Source organism: Blautia sp. BCRC 81119, assembly GCF_003184505.1.
Classification (GTDB): Bacteria; Bacillota; Clostridia; order Lachnospirales; family Lachnospiraceae; genus Blautia_A; species Blautia_A fusiformis.
Genome location: NZ_QJHD01000025.1, coordinates 47,369 through 69,827 on the forward strand (window position 1 = coordinate 47,369; position 22,459 = coordinate 69,827).

Sequence of the window (22,459 nt, forward strand, 5' to 3'; positions counted from 1 at the left end):
ATTTCGGGAAGCACAACAGGCATTTTCATTCCGATCTACCCGCATATTCTGAGCATCTGAACCACTGCAATAATTTCACAGCTTTTACAAAGGGCACAGACCGTCACCGACACAGTCGATGATACGGTCTGTGTTCCTTCTGTATATATCCGTTATATCTGTCACAGCAGTCTCAGCAGCATATCTCCGGTTCCCACATTGTATCCGCTGGTTGCATAGATCCCATTCAGGCTTCCGTTTGTCACAATGATCAGCGGAAGCTTATCCGGATCTACGTACATTCTTCTTCCCAGTGTATTGATGAGCTCTGAAAAATCATCATATAAGATCTGAATATTTCCAAGCTTGCCCAGTGCTCTTGAAAGGGTAGGGGTCTCCAGCGCTTTTTTGCTTTTTACTACAAAAATGATCCTCTTCGCATATCGGGAAAAAGCTTCTTCCTGCTCCATCATCTCATTTAAGATATGCTCCGTCGGTTCTTTCTCCTCTTCCAGAAACGCCAGGATATGCTTCCCATCTGCCGTCAGTTCTGACGCCTTCACGGTGCTTCCATCTTCTTTTCTGAGAGTAAATTCCGGTATGGAGATATTCTCCAGCATGTCTTCCAGGTTTGCATTCCGAAATGCCAGCTCCACCCTCTTCATTTCTCCGATCTGAACCTCAAAATAATACTCCGCTGCAAATATATTTCCATTTGGCAGTCTGTTTGAGGTAAGGATCCTATAATTTCCCGCTTCCAGCGGCAGCTTCATCACCTGATCTCTGAAATTTTCGGCTTCCAGCTTCCGTGTGATATATTTTCCGGCTTCCAGTTTTGCGATGCTCCAGTTCTGGAAATATTTCCAATGTGTATCCGCACTTGCCTTCAGAAGGATCGATGCCTTTTTCTCCGTTTCCGCAGATACCGGGATGAATTTTCCGTTTTTCATATACTCCATGGAACGGTCATGAGGGTTCAGGCGTGCCGGAATCCCCAGTGTTCTCGCCATTGCCACAAAAAGGATCTTCTTTGACAGAAGACTTCCTGTTCCCGTTTTCAGACATCCGGACGGCGTGGTGATCACACTGCTGCGTTCTTTCTCCGGGCTGGAAACGATCTTATCCTCAATCCACTTCCAGATCTTCGCCGGCTCCTTTTGCAGCATATTTTTCTCTTCTTCCGACAGCTGCTCAAGGATCGCTTTTCTGTATTTCTGCAAAACTTCATCGTCAACTCTCGGGTTCAGTACATATGGTACAAAAATATCTGCATCCATGTTTTTTTCATACGGTAATGCAAATTTCAGGTGCTCCTCCAGAACCTGGCTGATACAGTCTGTTCTGTCTTTCTCTGTGAGGACTTCAAGGAGTTTTTTTCTCATTGAAGAATCTCCGGTTTCTTTTTCCAGGAATTTCCGACACTCCAGATTGCTCAGGTTTCTTACCTTCTGTTCCCTGTAAGCGTTTGCCTCTGCCAGACGTCTGCTACCTCTTTCCTTCTGCTCCGGTGTTGGCATATCTTTATTTACAGGTGCATCATGAGGTGCGATCATATCGATCTCCGTCCACTCCTCATAAAAAATACCCTTTTCCTTTCCTACGGGCATCAGACAGATCTCACAACAATCCTCTGTTTTTGTATCCAGGCTGTTTTCTGCATGCAGCCATTCTCCCTCTGCATACATCCTTGCAGAAATATGGATACTTCCAAGCCCTGTTGTCAGGCTGACTTTTCCCAGACTGTCGGTTTTCAGTTCTGCGATCGGGGCATATTCCGAATAATTCAGCACCTCAAAAGAAACTTCTGCACCTTCTGCCGGTTTTCCATGTGAATCCTTTACGGACACAGTGATCTCTTTTGTCAGTGCATATCGTTTCAGCTCGTTGAGCATAGTCACCATACCATCTTTGCCGATCACTTCTCCCTCCGGGATCATGGTATCAAAAACTCTTGAATGGACCATCATGGCCCTTGAGGAAGCGTTGGTAAACCATCCCTTATTCAGGATCTCCTCCGGCTCACAGGCTCCCAGAAAATACCAGCTTCCATCGCACCAGATTTCCACCCAGGCATGATTGTCATCACAATGAGACCACTTTGGTGCATATACCTGACGGGCAGGTACACCAACACTTCTCAGTGCATTAACGGTAAATACAGATTCCTCTCCGCATCTTCCGTTTCCTCTGCGGTATACGGCAAGTGCAGACAGGGTACGATCATCTGTACAATGATAGGTAGCCTCCTGTGCACACCAGTAGTTCACCTCCAGGGCAGCTTCCCGGAAACTCATTCCCTCAGTTCTCTCTCCGATCTCCCTGCGGAAAAATGTACGGCAGGGTGCGATCTCCTCCTCATTTACTCTATGAAACAGCACATAATTCAAAAAGATTTCCTCCGGCAGCTCTGCCACCCCGGAGTTTTCCTTCCATAAATATACGCCATTCTCCGCATAATCCAGGAATACTTCAAACGCGTAATTTCCGATATCACTGTACGGCATGAACGCATATAAATATTTGCACGCCAGAGCCACTTCGTCTGTGCATTCCGCAAGCTTTTTATCAATCTCCGCAAAAACCTGCGGTAACCCCATCATCTGCTCCCGATATTTTTTTTCGATCCGATCACGGTTTTCTTTCAGAAAAATCTTCCCCTCAGCCATTATAATTCCTCCAGAACTTTCTTTGCAGCACGAACATTTTCAATATCTGTACGCCATATCTCATATTCACTGAATGTCGGAAGTCCCATATTGACACCTTCCTTGCGAAACTGCATCGCACTGTCCGTTACAACCTTGCCGCTCATATGATAAGCCTTGATCCCGGTAAGGGGATAAAGCTGGCGGATCACTTCCGCACCGACGCCACTCCCCGCCTGGATGGTGATACGTCCCTGACTCCTGGTTTCCAGTTCCTTCAAAAGCTCCGCACCCTGAAGGCAGGTATTCTTCTGTCCGGAGGTAAGGATCGTATCGATTCCCAGCGAGATTGCCTGTTCCATAGCCTCGATCGGATCTGCGCACACATCAAAAGCCCTGTGCAGCGTAACAGACATATCTCCCGCCGCATCCATCAGTTCTTTCATCTGTTCCATATTCAAGGTGCCATCCGGTTTCAGGATACCTACCACAACACCCTCCGCTCCCATTTTGCGGAAATCCTTTACGGCATTCCTTATCATAGAAAATTCCGCATCTGTATAACAGAAATCTCCAAACCGCGGACGGATCAGCGCATGGATCCGGATATCTGAACGCTTCCTTATTTCCTCAAAAAGCCATGGACCGGGAGTTGTCCCCCCGATGATCAGATTGCTGCAAAGCTCCAATCTGTCCGCACCACCCTCGGCTGCTGCCATGGCGGATTCCACAGAATCCACACAGGTTTCCAGAATATAGTCTTTCATGTAAAAATCCCCCTTTATTACTGTCTGCTCAGAGTAATTTCACTCCGGTATTCCTCAGTATGTTCACAATGGTATCATCCGGAAATTCATCGGTAATGATCCCGCTGATATCATCAAAATGTGTATATTTATAAGATTCGTTAAAATAAAACTTCTCTCTCTCCATAACCACATATTTATGTCTGCTACTCTGCACTGCCGCCTTCTTGGTCAATCCATCCTCCACTCCGGATGTAGTAACTGCAAAATCTGTCATATCCACGCCACAGCTTCCCAAAAATGCCCGGTCAAAGCTGTACTGCTTGATCACCTCAATGGCCGCAGCTCCCATAAATCCATTCACCGAACGGTACATAGTTCCCCCTGTGCCTATGGCCGTAATGGACGGATTCGCAGCAAGGATCTGCAGGATATCGATCATATTGCTGACAACCACAACATGCATACCCGACGAAGCGATAAGCCTTGCCAGCTCTATATTTGTAGTGGAAACATCCAGAAAGATCGTTTCGTTATTTTTGATCAGCTTGAAGGCTTTCGCAGCGATCACTTTCTTCTTATCAAGATTGTACATACGCCTGTCTACTACATTTCTCTCCAGAGGATACTCCTGTGACAGGATCGCTCCGCCGTAAGTCCTCTTTAATCTGCCTGCATTTTCAAGGATCTTGAGATCCTTGCGGATACAGTCCTCCGTAACCTGAAACATCTCGCTTAATTCTTTGACCCTGACTTTTCCTTTTTCGCGGAGACATTTCTCTATTGCATTCTGTCGTTCTTCTGTAAACATGGTCCTATCTCCTCATTCCTGATTTTTCTGTGATAAAAGTTCCAGAAATCAATACTCCGCAAAACAATATCCGGCGCATTGATCCCTGGAAAGCCTGTGATTTCAGTATAACAGTTCGATATCTTACTGTCAATTATTTTGTATTATTTTTTATTGTTTTATCGTATTTTAATCAAATCAAGTAATTCCACTGGTTCAATTGCGAACCTCCGCTTGCCCCCTGTTCCGGGAATCCCTTACAAAGCTGCAAATATCCCCCTGACTCAAAGCCACATGTTCCCTTGCGGAATTATAAAGGTCAATAAACATTGAAAATATTGAATAAATTATGAGGACTTGTCTGTACTCTTCCCGAAACAGACAAGTCCCCACAGTTCCATAACAAATATCCAGTTATGAGCAGATAAAATCAGATTTTTACTATCTGCACATATATTCATCCAGCTCTCCGATAAATTTCTCCGGCATCTTTCTCTCAAACGGGAAAACCTCCGCATTCCCCAGTTCATCTGCAATACATCCCAGAAGGATCGCACTTCTCTCCAGCGACCAGGCAGACAGCAGATCAATCGTATCATAACGAGTATGCATGCCAAAACCATCCCGGTTCAGAGTCATGGCCGGAATTCCCTTCCATGCAAAAGAATTGGAATCACTTCCCCAGATCTGATTCTTCGCAGACGCTCCGATCCCTGTTCCGTCAGCGATCTCAAGAAGCTTATCACAAACAGAAGCCTCTCCCGTCACTCCCAGAACATTTCCTCCGATCAGCTGCCCGGCCAGATCTACATTCATATTAAAACGATGCGCTCCAAGCTCACTCTCATGAACTCTGATATAATCCCGGCTGCCCAGCAAACCCTTCTCCTCAGCACCAAACCACACAAATTCCATAGTCCTGCGCGGTCTATACTGCTGAAAATATCTGCAAAGCTCCATGATGATCGCTGCCCCAGCCATATTATCATAGGCTCCCGGTCCCTCCGGCACCGAATCATAATGCGCCGTAATCGTCAAGATCTCATCTTTCTTATCCGTACCTTCGATCCTCGCCACTACATTACGGGATCTGCACGCCGTCACATCCTGTTCCACAACCAAGCACACCTCAGACGCACCCTCCGTCACCAGCTCCACTGCATCCTTATAATGAAGATTCGCCCCCGGAATCCTGCCACTATATTTTTCCTGCATCTTGTGAATATCCTCTGCAGACTCCGACAATCCTTCTGTCTCTTCTGCTGCATCCCCCGGAAAGATCATCGGCAGGCTGCGCTGACAGGGAACCCTGTCCACTCCTTCATCCAGCGGAGAACCCTCCACACTGATAAAACCAACAGCTCCGGCGCTCACCAGTCTCTGATACACATCACCACTCACCCGGCCATTCACCATAACGATCTTACCCTTCGCCCGGGAAAGACTGACAGCATCCCCATTCTCCACATACAAAAAATCCGCTTTCAGACCTTCTGCCCCAGTATTTCCACATCTTCCATACCCGGTCACCACATACTCCTTCTGATAAGGCTCCACAACCTTAAGCACCGCTCTGTTGATCCGAAAACCCCAAAAATCAAACTCCTCCATCCGATTCTTCACTCCGAAGCTGTCCAAAGTATCCCGGATCATCTTCGCCGCCTTCACTTCCCCCGCAGTACCCGCTTCTCTGACAAAATCAAACCCGGCCAGAAACTCCATCTGCCGCCTGCCGCTGATTTCCTTCGTATTCATAACCCCACAACCTTTCTGAATTTTTTCCAAGTCCCCATCCACTGCTTATCGCTTTTCGCAACCCGCAGGAGACTTACTTGATTCGGTTAAATTATACACTATTTTTCAGCAAAAAAACTGCCTGCAGCTATTTTTCAGCCTACCCGGCCAAAAAATCTCCGCAGACAGTTTATATTTCATATCAGTAAATCATTTATATCCATATCCTAAGCCACAAACGAACCAACCGCAGCCGGAGCCCGGTAATCATAGTCAGAAACCTTGATCCCTGTAGCCGCTGTACTGGCGTGAACGATCTTACCATCACCAATATAAAGAGCCACATGATCAATACAACCCTCACCATAAAAAACCAGATCACCAGCCTCAATATCCGCAACACTCTTCTTCTCAGAAGCCGAACACTGAGCTGCAGCAACCCGAGGAAGCTCATACCCAAACTCCGCAAACACAGACATCACAAACCCCGAACAATCCGCCCCGTTAGTCAGACTCGTACCACCATAAACATAAGGATTCCCCACAAACTGCAGCGCAAAATCCACAATCCCCTGCCGCATCTCCAGACGCGCAGCCTCAGCAGCCTTACGCTCCTCTTCCGCCTTACGCGCAGCCTCAGCAGCCGCTTCAGCCTCAAGCCTCTCCTGCGCGATCACCTCAGCCTCAGCCTTCGCCTCCTGATACCCCTGAACCTCAGAAACCGTCTTATCCGCCAGAGCACTGGCAAAAGCAGAAATAGAATCCGCACCATCCGAAAAATCATCCTCAATAGAAAGCTCCTCCACATCTCCATCAGACACAGCACTGACACCATCCACATCCGCAAAAACAACAGAAGGAACCACACCCACAAGAACAGCACTCAGAACAACAGCAGCAAATTTCTTATAAAACATAAACAATAAAACTCCTCTCAGAAAACCACGCAGCAACACAATCCATCCATTCAGACAGAGATTCACAATCCACTTCGCCACGCTCCTCGCTCACTAATTTGTTACAATTTTATTAAATTTGTTACGCAAGTGTGTATCCTACCATAAAAATCCCCACCTGTCAAACCCTTTCACAAAACCTTCACACACCAATCAGCCATCCAGCACAGCGACGATGGCACATCCCTCACCTTCAGACCACAAGAAACTCAGCCTTTCCTCCCAACCATCCAGCGCAGCGCTGATGGCTCATCCAACTCCCGGGAATCCACTCAATCCTCCATCCCTCATCAACCCCACACTTCCGCCAGAAGCCCCACACAGCCACCACTACCTCCTGCCCGGAATCGAACAGCCGGGGAGACGGGTGCCGGTTGGCTACGACTCTGCAGGAGGGGAGCTGATTCTTGGCTGGCGGAAATCTGCGTTGTTTTTAAAAAGTCCGCTGTCTGAGCGGCAGCAAGCCGCGAGTTCGGACTTTTTAAAAACGGTTTTAGCAGAATTCCGGCAGCCTAGAAGCAGCCCCCGACGAAGCCCGGAGCCAACCGGCACCCGTCTCCCCGGCGTCCGTCATCCGCCATCCGCCCTCCACCCTCCACCACAAAAAAAGAGCGCCCCGCAGCCCATCCAGACCACAAAGAACGCTCTCCTAATTCCATCAGCTTACAATCATACACAATCACCTACGATCAGCATACAATAATCCCATACGATCGCATCAAATATAACTCATAAACCCCTTCCCAACAACCTCACTACTCTTAGTAACCATCAAAAACGCCTGCGGATCCACCTCATCAATAAACCTCTGCAGCAACACCGCCTGCCTAACATCAACAACCGTCAGAATAATCTTCTTATCCTTATGCGAATAACCCCCCTCCCCATGATAAACCGTAGCACTCCGCTCCAAACCATTCATAATAAACTCACAGATCTCATCCGGCTTACTGGAAATGATCGTAAAATACTTATTCAGCTTCATTCTCTCAATAGACTTATCGATCAGCAACGTCTTAGCCATAAGCCCCAGCACAGAACAAAGCCCCGTAGTAAGATCAAACACCATAAACGAAACAACAACGATCACACAATCCACCGCAAACAATGCACCCGAAATATTCATCGTAGAATACTTCTTAATGATCATCGCCACAATATCCGTGCCACCACCCGAAGCATTCTCAAAAAACAGCAGCGCCGCAGCCAGCGCCGGCAAAATGATCGCAAAGCAAAGCTCCAGCATAATATTCCCCGTCAGCGCCCTGTTCATAGGAAAAACCTTCTCAAACACATTCAGAAGCAAAGAAGAAACAACCGTAACATAAGCCGTCTTCACTCCAAAATCCCGGCCAAGAACAATAAACCCGATCACCAGCAAAATCAGATTGATCACCAGGTTGATCTGCGCAGACGTCATCGGAATAAAATGCGAAAACACAACCGCCATACCCGAAACACCACCAAAGGAAAAATTATTCGGAAACTTAAATACATAAATTCCCACATCCATCAGAACAACGGCAAATGTGATAATGATATACTCCATCACACGCTTTGGTATCAGATTTTTCATTAAAAAATATCCTCCTGATCTCCTCAAATAATTTTCACCGGTAACTACCGGTCAAAACCAGCAATCCCCGCATCCTCTTCGTTTATCATACCTTATATCACCAAAAATGCAAATAAAAAAAGACAGAGAAAAATACATTTCCCTGTCCCTTATATCAACGAGCACGATCAACCACAGCTTACAGTCCGAAAAACCTCTCCAGAAATTCCGCCACACCAGCATGATCGTTATCTCCGGTCACCTCATTGGCGGCATCCTTTACATACTGTTTGGAATTGCCCATAGCAACACCGATACCTGCACCCTCCAGCATTTCCAGATCATTCTCATTATCTCCGAAAGCGATCACATGCATCCGGTCAATACCAAGCTTTGTGCGAAGCATGGCAAGACCCACACCCTTGTCCACGCCTGCTGCATTAAACTCCGCATTGCCGCTGATGGAAGTAGTCACTGCCACATCATCCAGATCCTTCCATTTCTCACGAAGTGCCCTGCTGGTCTCCATATCATCAAAATAAATATTGATCTTCTCTGCCTGATCCAGAATATCTTTCTGATGATAAAAATCCTTAATATATACATGTCTGCTGAGAAAATAATCTACAAAAGTTTTTTCCAGCAGATCTTTATCCGCTACAGATGCCACATAATCTCTGGCATCCGCATCAGAATAGGCGATTCCGTTTGCATAAGCCTCTGCGATCCAGCCTTTTGCGTCGCTGTTTTCCACATCCTTCAGGATTTTACTTACCATTCCTTTTGGCATGGTTTTTCGCCAGATCATCTCATTTTTATCGTAATCCCAGACAACACAGCCGTTTTCCACGATTCCCCATTTCACACCCCGGAGCACAGAAAACTCCCGGGGGATCAGTTCTCTGGTCCTTCCGGTTGCCGGCACCACATAATGTCCGTCATCGATCAGACGCTGCAGAACATTTCTGTTCCTTTCAGAAATCTTATTCTCACTGTTCAGAAGAGTTCCATCCATATCCACTGCAATGATATATTTTTCCATAAATTCCTCCTGTTTGTCTTTTCCTCACAGGCAAAAAGCGCATCTGCACTGCACCCGGATATCCTTTGGCAGTACAGATACGCACAAATACTCATACCTGCTCTCTGTAAAGCGGAGACTTTTCTTCCACTTTACTACTACATATACAACAGCTCAGGAATTACCGGATCCTCATCATAAACGCCTCGTACGGTCTTAAGTCCGCTTTGATTCCTGTTCTGTCCTTATAGTTTGCAATCTTAATATCCTCTTTATCGGACACATATTTCGCAAGACCTTCTGTACTTACCGTATCCTCAGAAAGGTTTGCCACCACGATCCACTGCTCTTTGTCGGAAGTTCTTAAATATGCAAAGATCTTCTCGTCTTCCGGAAGAAGGAGCTGATAGTCACCTTCTGTGAGAAGCTCTTCCTCATGACGAAGACAGATCAGATCCTTATAATAATAAAACACGGAATCATTTTTTTCCAGAGCTTTTTTTACATTGATCTCCTGGTAACGATCAGAAAGGCGGAACCATGGCTTACCGGTTGTAAATCCTGCATTTTCGCTGTCATCCCACTGCATAGGAACCCTGGCATTGTCACGACTCTTGTTCCATACTGCCTTGCGGAAATCATCCTCAGAAATGGTTTTGTTCTTAACGACAAGATCCTGATATGCATTACGAACCTCGATATCCTCGTACTCCTCCAGCGGGAACTGCACGTTTGTCATACCGATTTCCTCTCCCTGATATACATAAGGAGTTCCCTGCATACCATGGAGAACGGTAGCATAAGCCTTTGCACATTCCTCGCGGTAAGTAGTGTCATTTCCCCATCTGGAGATCACACGTGGCTGGTCATGATTTTCAAAATACAGAGCATTCCAGCCCTTGTTATAAAGCTTGTTCTGCCACTCACTCATAACACGTTTCAGATCACGGAGATCAAAAGGCTTCAATTCCCACTTGCGGTTTACAGAGCCCGGAATACGGTCGATGTTCATATGCTCAAATGTGAAGATCATATTCAGCTCCTCACGCTCCGGATCTGTAAACAGTCTTGCAACCTCCGGTGTGGAGCCCGGCGCCTCACCTACCGTCATACAGTCATATTTTGAAAGCACCTCCCGGTTCATCTCATGGATAAACTCATGAAGTCTTGGTCCGTTGCTGTGATATTTTCCTGTATAATACTTGCGGCCATCCGTTTTCGGGTAATCCGGGAAAGACTGGTCTTTGGAGATGGATGCGATTACGTCCATACGCCATCCGTCAGCTCCTTTATCCATCCAGAATTTCATCAGATCATAGATTTCCTTACGGACGGTTTCATTTTCCCAATTGAGATCCGGCTGTTTTCTGCTGTAAAAATGAAGGTAATATTGGCCGCGCTCTTCATCATATTCCCAGGCACTTCCACAGAAGCTGGAGCCCCAGTTGTTTGGCTCACTGCCGTCTGCTTTCGGATCCTTCCAGATATAATAATCACTGTATTTGCTGTCTTTTGATTTCCGGCTTTCCACAAACCATGCATGCTCATCGGAAGTATGGTTGACAACAAGATCCAGAATGATCTTGATACCATGCTCATGAGCTTTTCCGATCAGCTCATCCATGTCCTCGTTACTTCCGAAGCCCGCGTAGATCTTCCGGTAATCACTGATATCGTAACCGTTGTCGTCCTGTGGGGAGTCAAAAACAGGGCTGAGCCAGATCACATCGATTCCAAGATTCTGAAGGTAAGGGAGCTTTTCAATAATACCCTTGAGATCGCCGAAGCCGTCCCCGTTGGAGTCCTTAAAGCTTCTTGGATAAATCTGATATACAACGGAATTCTTCCACCAATCTTTCATTTCTTATGTCTCCTTTATTTTGCATTGAGCAGATATTTATAATCCGTATTTGCCGCTTATTTATATCCGGTCAGGTATTCTTCAACTGCCCTTTTGCAGTCAGTTATTTCAATATAACTTTTTTTCAGGTTTTTTATAGGCGGACCACCTGAGGTCCGCCTTTTCATAGTTCTGATCTTTATCCTTAAGGTTTATGCAATTCCAAGAAGAGAGAGAAGGATGCTCAGGATGATAACACCGATGATCAGAACTGTGATGCTGATATTTTTCTTTTTCAGCAGATAGTAGCACAGAAGAGTCAGTCCAAGAGGAACAATACCGACAAAAATCTGGTCCAGCATGTTCTGGAGGTTCAGAACAGATTCACCCTTCATGGTGAGCTCATAAGTGGAATTAAAGGTTACCATGCTGGCAGTCATGCCGCCGACCATGATCAGACCTACAATGCTGGCAGCTTTTGTCAGGATGTTCATAAGACCGCTTGCATAAACCTTCTGAATATATTCGGAACCAAGCTTGTAGCCCAGGAATGTTCCATAATATTTCACAAGAATAGACGGAATGTTGAAAAGAAGCAGGAACACGATCGGTGCCAGAACATTTCCGGATGCACCAAGACCTACTGCGATCCCGGCTGCGATCACACGGAGAACGCCCCAGAAAATGGAATCACCGATACCGGCCAGAGGTCCCATCAGAGAGGATTTAACTGCATTGATAGAGCTCGCGTCAAAATCCTTCTGCTCGCTGTTTTTCTTCTCCATGGAAGCTACAAGACCCATGATGAAAGTGGAACAGGTGATGGTTGTATTGAAGTAGGACATACTTCTTGTGAGGGCAGCTTTTTTGCCTTTCTCATCGTTTTTGTAAAATTTGTTGATAAATGGCATCAGGGAATAGCAGAAACCGGAAGCTCCCTGTTTTGCCGGGCTTACTGCCGCATACAGAGTGAAGGAACGCCAGAACGCTTTTCTCAGCATTTTTCTTTCATCTGCTGGAATGGATTTCGTTAAATTACTCATGAGAAAAATTCCTCCTCTTCTTCATCAAGATATTCGTCAGAACCACCGGCCGGTGAAGCTGTCACTCTCTGCGCCGCAAGCTGGTTCAGCTTGTAATCATTCATACCAATAGAAATGGCAATGATCACACCGATCACGGCAAGAGCGATCAGTGGAAGCTTTAAGTATGCTGCAAGGACAAAGCCCAGGAAATAAAACATACAGATCTTGTTATCCCAGAGCATCTTCATCAACATTGCCATACCTACTGCCGGAAGAAGTCCGCCGCAAACTGTCAGACCATTCATAACAACATCCGGGATGGCATCCAGAAGTGCACTGACTGCATCAGATCCGAACAGGATCCCGAAAAATGCGAACAGGGAATATAAAAACCAGTTTACAGCCCAGAGCCCATAGTGAAGAGCAACGATCTGTTTTTCTTTTCCTTCTGCCGCCAGACGGTCGAAGGTTTTTGCAAACATACCTACAATAAAAATATAGAGAACGGTCTTGATCTGAAGACCAAGGATACCGATTGGAAGTGCAAGTGTCAGGGCAACCTCAGAGCCTTTGCCAAGCATGATGGCAAAGGCAGTTCCTACAGCTGTGGCAATTCCGGGTTCTGCTGCAGAAGCTCCGCCGATATTTACAACTCCCATGAATACAGCTTCCAATGAAGCTCCGATGATAACTCCTGTGTGAAGATCTCCAAGGAACAGACCTACCAGTGGCCCGATGACGATCGGACGGTTCAGCATGGTAAATCCGACCAGCTCTGCACCGCCGACACAGATAAATACGGCAAGTGCTACAAGAAATGCGTTTAACATTTTTTCTTTCCTCCCTTTTTTGTGCTACGTTTTATTTATTCAGTGGATGTCAGTCAAGCTTGTCCAGTATATCCTTCACAAGCTTCTGCTCATCATTGGGTACCTGCTGCATACAGGCCTTCGGATCAAGAGCCACCAGCTCTTTCAGTGCCTGCTGTTCTACTTTTGTCAACATGATAGTCGGGGCCAGGACAAGCTTCTCGGAAACATCGATTCCATCAAAACGTCCCGTATTTCCTACATTGAGGAATCCGATCTCACCAACATTTTGTCTTATCTTCAGAGCATCCTTTACCGTTCTTGTCAGAACCAGAATACGCATCCTGGATGCCTTCGGATTGTTTAAGATACGAATGGCTTCATCCACCGGTTTGATCAGCGATTTGATTCCGCCCGGTACGGCCATTTTCAATGCCATCTTCTGGGTGTTATCGTTAGCTGCCTCGTCATTAGCTACCACGATTCCCTGTACAGCCAGCTGTTTGGTCCAGGTCATGGCAACCTGTCCGTGGATCAGACGGTCATCTACACGAAGTGCGGTGATCTTTGCTGTGGAATTGTCATAGGACTGGGGAGCCAGAGCTTTTTTCGGTGCGGATTTTTTTGCATACGATGCAGCACCTTCTGAAATCTGCGCAGTATTTTCGATACCCTGTGCAGTATCTTCTTCAGCGTTTTTTTCAGATGTGGATTTCTTTCCACCGCCAAGGTCTACCATCTGAAGCTCTTCTCTGGCATCATCGATGAACTCCTGGATCTCCTCCTCTGTCACATCGTCATCTGCCATCATGACCTGCATCAGGACCGGAAGGTTGGTTCCTGTGATCAGTGTGACATTTTCTTTCTGGCTGTATCTCAGAAGCTTCTGATTTACGCTTCCTCCCATCAGATCTGTGAAAACGAAAATCCTGTCGTTTTCATGCTGTGCGAAATATTCTTCAAACTTTTTCTCCACATTGTCTTCCGGTGTCACATAAGCGTCGATGGTTGTGATCTCATCCATTTTTCCAACGATCAGCTCTGCTGTATAACGAATGCCGGAGGCCATTTTTCCATGTGTGGCGATCAGAATCTGTTTCATCTGGTATTCACTCCTTCTGTACTCTTTCCCTTTGGTTATGTACCTAACCTTTATGTTCACACTATAGCATCAAAATTAGGCTGTGTAAATAGGTTATGTACATAACCTATCATTGTAACAAGTTCAAAATCATGGTTTTGTGCAGGTTTCACATAGAACAGCAAATGCTTATTATCCACATCTTCAGCACGAACCCACACATGATAACTCTTTTACGATTTCAGGTAAATTTACAAAAAGCCGAAAATACTCTGACTGTCAGACACTGACAGTTCCCGTATATTTCGGCTTTTGATATCTTTATATCTCAGATTCTCTGTACTCTTTCTCTGTACTCTTACTATATTGAAAGTCCCGATTTTCTGTTTTTCACAGTTCTGCAGTGACTTCTCGTATCTACCCCCCTGATCAGATCAGGTACATTCTCTGCAGACTTACTTTTCCTCATGCTGCGGCTGTACAGATCTCCTGGGGATCAGCGTGACCGGAAGCATGATCTCATTTTCACGCTCTTTTTCCACTCCATTGATCCGTTCCATCAGAATTTCCACTGCAAGAGACGCCTTCTGCTCCACATTCTGGCTGATAGTAGTCAGACGAGGCACGGAAAATTCCGCATAGCTGATGTTATCGTATCCTGCAATTCCAATCTCCTCCGGAATCTTTACTCCACGACTGCTGAAAAAGCTGATAGCCTCCAATGCATAGAGGTCCGACAGGAAAAACAGTGCGGCCTTTGGTTTTTTCCGCTGGAGCAGCCACGCATAGCTTTCTTTTCGTTTGGCGTAGTTCATTCCAAGAGCAGTAAACTGCACCTTCTGCTTTTTCTTTGCAAAATCCTTCGCCGCCCGCTGAGCGCCCATGTAACGAAGATGGTCCACACCATTATCACGGCCTGCACAAACCTGGATATGCTCATAGCCGCATTCCAGAAGATATTTTGTCATAAGATAGCCGCCGCTTTCGTCGTCCAGTCCGATATTCAGGACATGTTTTTCCTGGCCTGCATCAAGCTCACCGTATGCATCAATGGAAACGATCGGTTTGTTGATCAGCTGATAGATCTTTTCACAGTTGCTTTTGCTGAAGGAGATGGCAATAACGCCATCTACATCCCAGCCCATGACCATCTGGAATATCTTATCTGTATCCTTTGCGAAATACAGCATCAGATAATATCCCAGCTCCTGCACGTATTTCTCGATAAAACCGATGATCTTTCCATAAAAAGGATCTCCGATGATAGAATCCCTGAAGTCTTTATGATAATTGATCACAACTGCGATCAGCTGGGATTTTTCTTTATTCAGAACTCTCAGTCCCATTTTCTGGACATATCCCATTTCCCGGATAAGATTCTCGATCTTCTGAATATTGGCAGGAGATACTTTTTTTGTTTTTCCATGTATGACATTGGAAACAGTTGTTGTACTCACGCCTGCTCTTTGTGCGATTTCCTTAATCGTTGCCATTATCTTTCCTCCAGAGATATTTCTGTGCGGAAGCCACTGCATTGGCTCCATCTGAAACAGCAGTTACTATCTGGCGAAGTGCCTTGGTACGAATATCCCCCGCTGCAAAAACCCCAGGTGCGCTGGTAACCCCCTCTTCTCCTGCACAGATATATCCATTTTCATCCAGCTTGAGCTGATCCTTTACAAGTGTCGTATTAGGAACAATCCCCACAGCAATGAAAACACCATCTGCGGTCAGCTCCCTCTCTTCATTTGTTTTTATATTACGGATCTTAAGACCGGTCACTTCGTCCTGTCCCAGGATCTCAAGGGGAACACTGTCCCACACCATTTCTATATTCTCACAGGCAAAAATTTTCTCCTGAAGTGTCTGATCTGCTCGAAGCGCATCACGGCGATGAACAAGATATACCCTTTCACAGAGGCCGGAAAGAAAAACTGCATCCTCTGCTGCCACGTTTCCTCCCCCCACTACCACTGCGGTCCGATCCTTATAAAAAGCTCCGTCACAGGTAGCGCAGTAGGAAACACCAAGGCCGCTCAGATCATCCTCTCCCGGGATATCAAGTTTCCGGTGCTCTGCCCCAAATGCAAGGATCAGAGATTTCGCCTGATATTCATGCTTTTTTGTACGGATCGTCTTGATCTCTCCGGAAATATTTTCCAGGGAAAGAATCTTCTCTCGCTGCGGTTCCAAGCCCAGCTTCCGGGCATGTGCCCCAAAGGCTTCTCCGAGATCCATGCCCGATATCCCCGGCATTCCCGGATAATTATCCACCGCATAGGTAGCTGTGACCTGACCGCCCGGTGCAAAGTTTTTATCGATCCATATGGTATTTAACCTGGCCCTGGACGCATAGATCGCTGCCGTGATCCCTGCCGGACCTCCGCCTAAAATTGCAAGATCATAAATATCACTCATGTTATTTCTCCATTTTTGTATATTTCCGCTCACATAATATCATAGATTCCGTAATTTTCCAATATGATAGAACAAAGCGCCACTCTGAAAGGACGTTACTGTTTGCTTCGAGACCATCAGCACTCTCCACATGGTATATGTCTGTAAACAGTAATGAAAGACTGTCTTATGTCTCTTAAAATCAGGAAAAATAAATCTCCTATTATCATCACTCTGCTTCTTATCCTGGCACTTCTCACCGGCCTTACTGCCGGTTATTTTTCCACTCACGGGATCACAGAAAACGGAAAATTCGAAGCCTTTTCCGGAAAAGTTTTTCAAAATGAAGTTTCCGGCAGCACCCTTACCCTCCATTATACCCTGGCACATCCGGAAAAACAGGGTATCCGGCGAAAAAAAGCTTCTCTTGGCACTGTCCCCACAGATATGAAAAATACATACCAGATCTGCAGCCAGTACGAAAAAAAGCTGAAATCCTTCCGCTACAGCCGCCTTTCCACGGAAAATCAGCTGACGCTGGACTCCATGCTCCTCTATTACCACACGGAAAAATCACTGGGCGACAATTATCTGCTTCAGGAGCCTCTTGGCCCAAGTCTTGGTATTCAGGCTCAGCTTCCGGTTCTTCTGGCGGAATATGCCTTTTATGAAGATCGTGATATCACCGACTATCTCACTCTTCTCACCACCATCCGCCCATACTTTCGGAGCATCCTGGAATTTGAGAAAAAGAAATCCGAAGCTGGCTTCTTTATGAGCGATACTACCCTGGACCGGATCCTTGCACAATGCAGTGCTTTTATCCAGAATCCCGACAACAATTATATGCTGGAAATTTTCCAGAAAAAGCTATCCGAATATGGAAAACTTCCTTCCTCAGAGCAGAACGCTCTGGTCCTGACCCACCAAAATCTTATGAAAACAGAAGTCATCCCAGCCTATCAGGAACTTATGACCGGTCTGGAAGCTTTGCGTGGCACAGGAAAAAACACTCGTGGCCTGACTTATTTCAAGGGAGGAAAAGCCTACTATCTCTATCTTCTTCAGAGTCAGACCGGCTCTTACGTTCCTGTAAAGCAAATGGAAAAACGACTCTCCGGACAGCTTTCCGACGAGATCGGCATCGCAGGAACCATACTTCGACAAAACCCGGAGCTTCTGACTACTCTCAGCCGGGGAATCACTTTCAGAGAAATGAAACCTGCCCAGATGCTGAATGCCTTGCAGCAGAAGATCCAAACAGACTTCCCACCTCTCACAGATGTCACCTTTGAGCTCCGCACAGTCCACGATTCCATGAAAGAATATCTAAGCCCCGCCTTTTATCTCACCCCACCTATGGATACCGGAACCCCCAATGTGATCTACATAAATCCGGCTGCCAGCTACCAGGGCCTGGAGCTTTTTACCACACTGGCACATGAAGGATTCCCGGGGCATCTTTACCAGACTGTCACCTTCCAACGCCAAAAATCCTCCAACATCCGAAATCTTCTCTGCACCTCCGGCTTTGCAGAAGGATGGGCCACCTACATCGAACCCTATGCCTACCAGTACGCCGCCGATTATATTCAGGATCCTTCTGCCACAGAGCTTGCCAGGATCTCCTGGCTGAACCGAAGCATCAATTTATGCATGTACTCCCTTCTGGACATTGAGATCCATTACAACGGCTGGACTCAGGCCGAAGTCGCCAGCTTTCTAAAAGCCTTTGGTATCGAAGACAGCGCCGTTGTCTCCGAGATCTACCAGTATATCCTGGAAACCCCGGGAAATTATCTGAAATACTACTGGGGCTACTTAAGCCTTCTGGACTTACGCACTTCCGAACAGAACCGCCTTGGCCAGGACTTTGATCTGAAAGCTTTCCACAGCCAGATACTGAAGATTGGTGGTGTACAGTTCCCGGTGCTGGAGAAGTATATTGATGCGGAATTTTGAAACTATTTTTTCACTCCAACCCAGCAAAAAACAGTTCATAAAAATCATCCTCACCCTCAAGCATCGGAGAATTCTCTCCGCCGCCATTGGTACTCCTCTTCATCGCTGCATAAAATTCCTCACCAGCTGCGATCAGATCCATCTCATAAACCGGAACCCCAAGCTCCCGGCACTTCTTACAGAAAGCAGCCAGCGGCGCTTTCTCCCTGCGGGTAGCAAGCAACATCTCCCGAAGCGCCGGGTCCCTGCGGGCCTTTTCCTTCAGATTATCAAGCATCTCCACAACTTCCATCAGACTCAATCCCCCTTCACACAGCTTCTGAACAGCACATCCAGTTCCGGAATCTCTTTTTTCAGAGAAACCAGCTCCCCATTCCTGGTAAAACAATGCTTCGAGGAAGCCTCTGTACAAACCTCACTTCTGGTCACATTAAAAAACTCATAAGCCAGCTCCAGAACCACACCACTGTACTTCTTCACCGAAACCGAAATCCCAACTACATCATCAAAAAGCACCGGCTTCTTATAAGAAACTGAAACCCCTGCAACCGGAGAAACAATCCCCCTCTTCTCCACCTCACCATAACCAAAGCCCAACTCCTTCATGAAATCGATCCGGGCCTCTTCCATCCATTTCACATAATTGGAATGATGGATGATCCCCATCTGATCCGTCTCATGATACTGTGCCTTACGCCTGTAAACACCCATGTTTATATCCTCTCTTCTGTAAAAATCTGACATTTGTCACCAGTAACAAAATATCCTCTTTATTTCTCACAAACCATACTCTTTATACAACTCCCTGCAAGCCTCCGCACTGTCTATGATTTTCCCAATCTCATCCATTCGACCATCCGCGATCAAACGATTGATCAACATCCTCATCCTCGTTTCTCCAATAGCCTCGCCCTCTGCTTTTCCCTCTGCTTTTCCTTCTGCTTTTCCTTCTGCTTTTCCAATAATTTTCCCACGTGCTTCTCCCAGCTCAAACAAGCGTTCCGATTCCAACTGTAAAACCTTTCCACCTATAATTTCATCTACTCCTTTCTACTTGATTTTTTCTTCTTTTCGGAAAATGTAATCTGATATCCTTACAATTAATCTAGTGGATCTCACACGACTAAAGTCACATGCTCCTCAGTCGCTTTAAGCGACAAGGCTAAATATCGACGGATACGCCTGTAACTTAGGATATGCGCAGTCATGCGCTTTTTCCATGCCAGATATGGCAGGTTCCCACACTGCAGGTAATCCGCTGTATATCTGCCTGTGTTTATGCTACTCTTAAGAGTTCCATTTCTGAAAATAGTTCTCTTAAGTCCGCATATACACATGAGATCCTACGCTTTACTGAAGGGACTTTTGCCTCCAGCAAAGACCTTTCCGTTGCCGGAAGGGGTTTTAAGAGTTCCCGGATAAAATATCTTGCTCCAATATTATAGGACGCCGAAAGATCACAGTTATATCTTTTTCCATTCTGGAATGTACATAAACTATGATTGCCTGGATCACGGACAACTGTTCCCGACCCATCCCAGGCAAGCCTGCTGGTATTCCATGCACAGATCCTGGATATCCGCATCCCTCTGCGATGCGCCTGATGTTCACATCTTATCTGGATATCCCTTTTTCTCCACAAATGCAGCTTCTGTTTCTTTCTTCCGGATATCTTTCCTTTTGTTTCCAGATACTCAAACACGATCACATCCGCATGGTTTTCTTCCGCATATCCTGCAACTGCTCCTGCGATCTTTCTTCCAAGTTCTGTGTTAAGACGCTTCGCATAAGCCCATCTGCTTTTCACCTGTACAGAACCATGTTCCCGCTGGAACCTGCGTATCCGTCCCAGCACACGGTACATCCGGTCTTTTTCACTGGGAAAATCAATAAATTTTCTTCCCAGGACAGTTCCATCTGACCGCATAATAGTGCAGACTGCATCCGTATTGATTCCTAAATCCACACTGCAGATAATCTGTTCTTTTACAGGTGCCTTTGTAAGCGGCACCTCTTCTGTATAAGAAAAACGCAGGAAGTATTTACGATGCCTTTTTTCCAGCACGGGAGCTGCTGTTCTTTTTCCCGCCCAGTATTTCCTCAGATATTCCATATCTGTATGGCTGAAACCGACACGGAACCATTTCCAGTCATGGCCGTCATAAAGTTTCAGGTACGCTCCATCTTTTTCCTCAGTATCTTCACGGTACATCACATCACGGTAAAATACCGGCATAGCATGATTACCACACACCAGCTTCGGCGTGCCGCCTTTCTTATCCATTTTTTTCCACAGTTCCAGCCTCGTCTTATATGAGGATACGCTTCCCAGGGCATGCTGGATAGCTGCCCTTCTGAGATAAGAAGGCATCTTTGGAAATCGCAGGTCAAAATCAAACCTTGCCTGATTCTTTTTTGTGGTATGCACCAGATGTTCTGCAGTATTGAAACGTTTTTTAGGTTCCGTGATCACTGCCAGTTCATCCCATGCCTGGGCATAGATCTCAATCAGACAACTGACCGCAGAACGATAAATATCCAGTGTCTGGCGGATCGGGATATTCTGTTTTCGCAGTTCTACGCCATAACTGGATACTGTCCTCATCTTTTTTCCTCTTTCTTACAAATATAAAAAACGAGTTCTTTCAGATTACTGTTTTTCTTTTTGCCCTTCGATATAAGAACATACCTGTTCCCTGCTCCTGTCACTCACAGTTACTGCACAATAAGATGGATTCCACAGATGCCCTCCCCAAAGTTCCTTCTTCAGTTCCGGATGCGCAAGAAACATCTGCCTGGCAATGTTCCCCTTCATGATCTTGATCATATCCGAGATATAAAACTGTGGTCTGCAGTCTACAAGAAGATGGATATGATCCGGCATAACCTCCATTGCCAGGATCTGAAATTTATATTCTTCTGCAAGGTCACAGAGCATTTCTTTGCATTCTGCATCAATACCATCTTTTAAAACTTTTTTCCGATATTTTGTACACCATACCAGATGGTACTGCAGGGAATACACATATCCTCTACCATATGAAAGTTCATTGTTATTGATATTAAACATATTTTTATCCATGTTTTTATTATACCATATGCAAATAGAATTCACAAACATTTGTTCTGCTTATTCTCAAAAAAATAGTGCGCCTAACTCATCACTGAAGTAACGAGAATGCGACGCACAGGTTTTCAATAATCTTCGTAGTTTCTCAGAATCCTCACCTATTATATGCGCCGACTCCTCGTATCTCATTACATAAAACGGAAGCAACAGCAGTAAATTTTTCTCAAAAATGCTATCCTTTGTATAACGCTCCACCTTCACCGTCGGAACACGATATGCACACACCTGCCCATCCGGAAGCAGCAGCTCCACTTCCTCAACATCCGGCGTATTCTTCGTAGATCTTAAATAAATTACACATGATCTCGGAAACTCCACATAAAACTTCCGTCCTAATCTCCGCCTACTCTCCAAAGCAATCGCAAAATCATACTCAAACATCCTGATCGCCATCATAGTATCATCCGCACTCTAACACTCAATATGATACACCTTATCCCCGATCAACAGCCGGGCATCCGTGATCAATTCCCCATCCTCCAGCTGATGCTCATTCCGAAGATGCACAATCTTTACATTCTCCGGATACGAAGTATGAAACACCTCATTGATAAGCGGAACGAGCAGGTAAGTCATCCTCTCCACCATTGTCCGGAAAACATCGTCAAATATAGTATTGTTATTCATTAACACTCCTACTGATATATAAATTATACCACACAAAGAAAACTTGACACTCCCCACAGCTAAAGCAGGGGGATTCTTGCTTCTCCCACTACTGCATTGGCAAACACCTTACGGTACTGCAATGTCTTACACAGTGTCCACAAGCTATATTTATACTGTTCC

At 45.8% G+C, this 22,459-nt stretch carries 21 protein-coding genes; 1 reads left to right on the forward strand and 20 read right to left on the reverse strand.

Annotation, left to right across the window (positions count from 1 at the left end):
- Positions 1-161: 161 nt before the first annotated feature.
- From DMI82_RS14650 to trxB, 13 genes are all read right to left on the reverse strand, one after another.
- Positions 162-2,645 carry a transglutaminase domain-containing protein gene (locus DMI82_RS14650; protein WP_110103706.1) on the reverse strand — a complete coding sequence of 828 codons (2,484 nt, stop codon included), beginning with the start codon at positions 2,643-2,645 and terminating at the stop codon, positions 162-164.
- On the reverse strand, positions 2,645-3,391 hold the full coding sequence (locus DMI82_RS14655) for a copper homeostasis protein CutC (RefSeq protein WP_015525380.1): 747 nt from the start codon (positions 3,389-3,391) through the stop codon (positions 2,645-2,647). The genes DMI82_RS14650 and DMI82_RS14655 overlap by 1 nt, the downstream gene beginning before the upstream one ends.
- A 28-nt stretch (positions 3,392-3,419) precedes the next feature.
- Positions 3,420-4,181: a DeoR/GlpR family DNA-binding transcription regulator gene (locus DMI82_RS14660; protein WP_015525379.1), complete on the reverse strand. Its 762-nt coding sequence runs from the start codon at positions 4,179-4,181 to the stop codon at positions 3,420-3,422.
- A 420-nt stretch (positions 4,182-4,601) separates the two neighbouring features.
- Positions 4,602-5,915: a M28 family metallopeptidase gene (locus tag DMI82_RS14665; RefSeq protein WP_110103707.1), complete on the reverse strand. Its 1,314-nt coding sequence runs from the start codon at positions 5,913-5,915 to the stop codon at positions 4,602-4,604.
- A 206-nt stretch (positions 5,916-6,121) separates the two neighbouring features.
- Positions 6,122-6,811: a C40 family peptidase gene (locus DMI82_RS14670; RefSeq protein ID WP_110103708.1), complete on the reverse strand. Its 690-nt coding sequence runs from the start codon at positions 6,809-6,811 to the stop codon at positions 6,122-6,124.
- Positions 6,812-7,568: 757 nt separating this feature from the next.
- A complete protein-coding gene (locus tag DMI82_RS14675) occupies positions 7,569-8,426 on the reverse strand; it encodes a YitT family protein (RefSeq protein ID WP_110103709.1) in 858 nt (285 codons plus the stop codon).
- Between the two features lie 178 nt (positions 8,427-8,604).
- On the reverse strand, positions 8,605-9,447 hold the full coding sequence (locus DMI82_RS14680; protein WP_110103710.1) for a Cof-type HAD-IIB family hydrolase: 843 nt from the start codon (positions 9,445-9,447) through the stop codon (positions 8,605-8,607).
- A gap of 160 nt (positions 9,448-9,607) precedes the next feature.
- The gene (locus DMI82_RS14685) at positions 9,608-11,287 is read right to left on the reverse strand and encodes a glycoside hydrolase family 13 protein (RefSeq protein WP_059086276.1); all 1,680 of its coding nucleotides are present in this window, start codon (positions 11,285-11,287) and stop codon (positions 9,608-9,610) included.
- A 191-nt stretch (positions 11,288-11,478) separates the two neighbouring features.
- Positions 11,479-12,309: a PTS system mannose/fructose/sorbose family transporter subunit IID gene (locus DMI82_RS14690; RefSeq protein ID WP_110103711.1), complete on the reverse strand. Its 831-nt coding sequence runs from the start codon at positions 12,307-12,309 to the stop codon at positions 11,479-11,481.
- Positions 12,306-13,121 carry a PTS mannose/fructose/sorbose/N-acetylgalactosamine transporter subunit IIC gene (locus DMI82_RS14695; protein ID WP_059086278.1) on the reverse strand — a complete coding sequence of 272 codons (816 nt, stop codon included), beginning with the start codon at positions 13,119-13,121 and terminating at the stop codon, positions 12,306-12,308. Before DMI82_RS14695 ends, DMI82_RS14690 begins: the two co-directional genes overlap by 4 nt.
- 49 nt (positions 13,122-13,170) lie before the next feature.
- Positions 13,171-14,202 carry a PTS mannose/fructose/sorbose transporter subunit IIAB gene (locus DMI82_RS14700; RefSeq protein ID WP_110103712.1) on the reverse strand — a complete coding sequence of 344 codons (1,032 nt, stop codon included), beginning with the start codon at positions 14,200-14,202 and terminating at the stop codon, positions 13,171-13,173.
- 434 nt (positions 14,203-14,636) lie between these two features.
- Positions 14,637-15,674: a LacI family DNA-binding transcriptional regulator gene (locus DMI82_RS14705; protein WP_021651186.1), complete on the reverse strand. Its 1,038-nt coding sequence runs from the start codon at positions 15,672-15,674 to the stop codon at positions 14,637-14,639.
- The gene (gene trxB, locus DMI82_RS14710) at positions 15,661-16,599 is read right to left on the reverse strand and encodes a thioredoxin-disulfide reductase (protein ID WP_015525369.1); all 939 of its coding nucleotides are present in this window, start codon (positions 16,597-16,599) and stop codon (positions 15,661-15,663) included. The genes DMI82_RS14705 and trxB overlap by 14 nt, the downstream gene beginning before the upstream one ends.
- A gap of 168 nt (positions 16,600-16,767) precedes the next feature.
- Here trxB and DMI82_RS14715 point away from each other — a divergent pair, with 168 nt between their 5' ends.
- Entirely contained in the window at positions 16,768-18,540 is a 1,773-nt protein-coding gene (locus DMI82_RS14715; protein WP_242981845.1) for a DUF885 domain-containing protein, read from the forward strand.
- Positions 18,541-18,550: 10 nt separating this feature from the next.
- Here DMI82_RS14715 and DMI82_RS14720 read toward each other — a convergent pair whose 3' ends face one another.
- From DMI82_RS14720 to DMI82_RS14750, 7 genes are all read right to left on the reverse strand, one after another.
- Positions 18,551-18,832 carry a hypothetical protein gene (locus DMI82_RS14720; RefSeq protein ID WP_021651190.1) on the reverse strand — a complete coding sequence of 94 codons (282 nt, stop codon included), beginning with the start codon at positions 18,830-18,832 and terminating at the stop codon, positions 18,551-18,553.
- Positions 18,833-18,837: 5 nt separating this feature from the next.
- Entirely contained in the window at positions 18,838-19,251 is a 414-nt protein-coding gene (locus DMI82_RS14725; protein WP_227945569.1) for an acyl-CoA thioesterase, read from the reverse strand.
- A gap of 66 nt (positions 19,252-19,317) precedes the next feature.
- Entirely contained in the window at positions 19,318-19,551 is a 234-nt protein-coding gene (locus tag DMI82_RS14730; RefSeq protein ID WP_021651192.1) for a hypothetical protein, read from the reverse strand.
- 265 nt (positions 19,552-19,816) lie between these two features.
- Positions 19,817-21,145 (reverse strand): transposase, encoded by a 1,329-nt coding sequence (locus DMI82_RS14735; protein WP_021651193.1) that lies wholly within the window; start codon positions 21,143-21,145, stop codon positions 19,817-19,819.
- A gap of 45 nt (positions 21,146-21,190) precedes the next feature.
- Complete coding sequence (gene tnpA, locus DMI82_RS14740; RefSeq protein WP_110103717.1) at positions 21,191-21,622, reverse strand: IS200/IS605 family transposase; 432 nt, start codon at positions 21,620-21,622, stop codon at positions 21,191-21,193.
- 54 nt (positions 21,623-21,676) lie between these two features.
- The gene (locus DMI82_RS14745) at positions 21,677-22,066 is read right to left on the reverse strand and encodes a hypothetical protein (RefSeq protein ID WP_139148853.1); all 390 of its coding nucleotides are present in this window, start codon (positions 22,064-22,066) and stop codon (positions 21,677-21,679) included.
- Positions 22,067-22,081: 15 nt separating this feature from the next.
- Positions 22,082-22,297: a hypothetical protein gene (locus DMI82_RS14750; RefSeq protein WP_059086284.1), complete on the reverse strand. Its 216-nt coding sequence runs from the start codon at positions 22,295-22,297 to the stop codon at positions 22,082-22,084.
- Positions 22,298-22,459 lie beyond the last annotated feature (162 nt).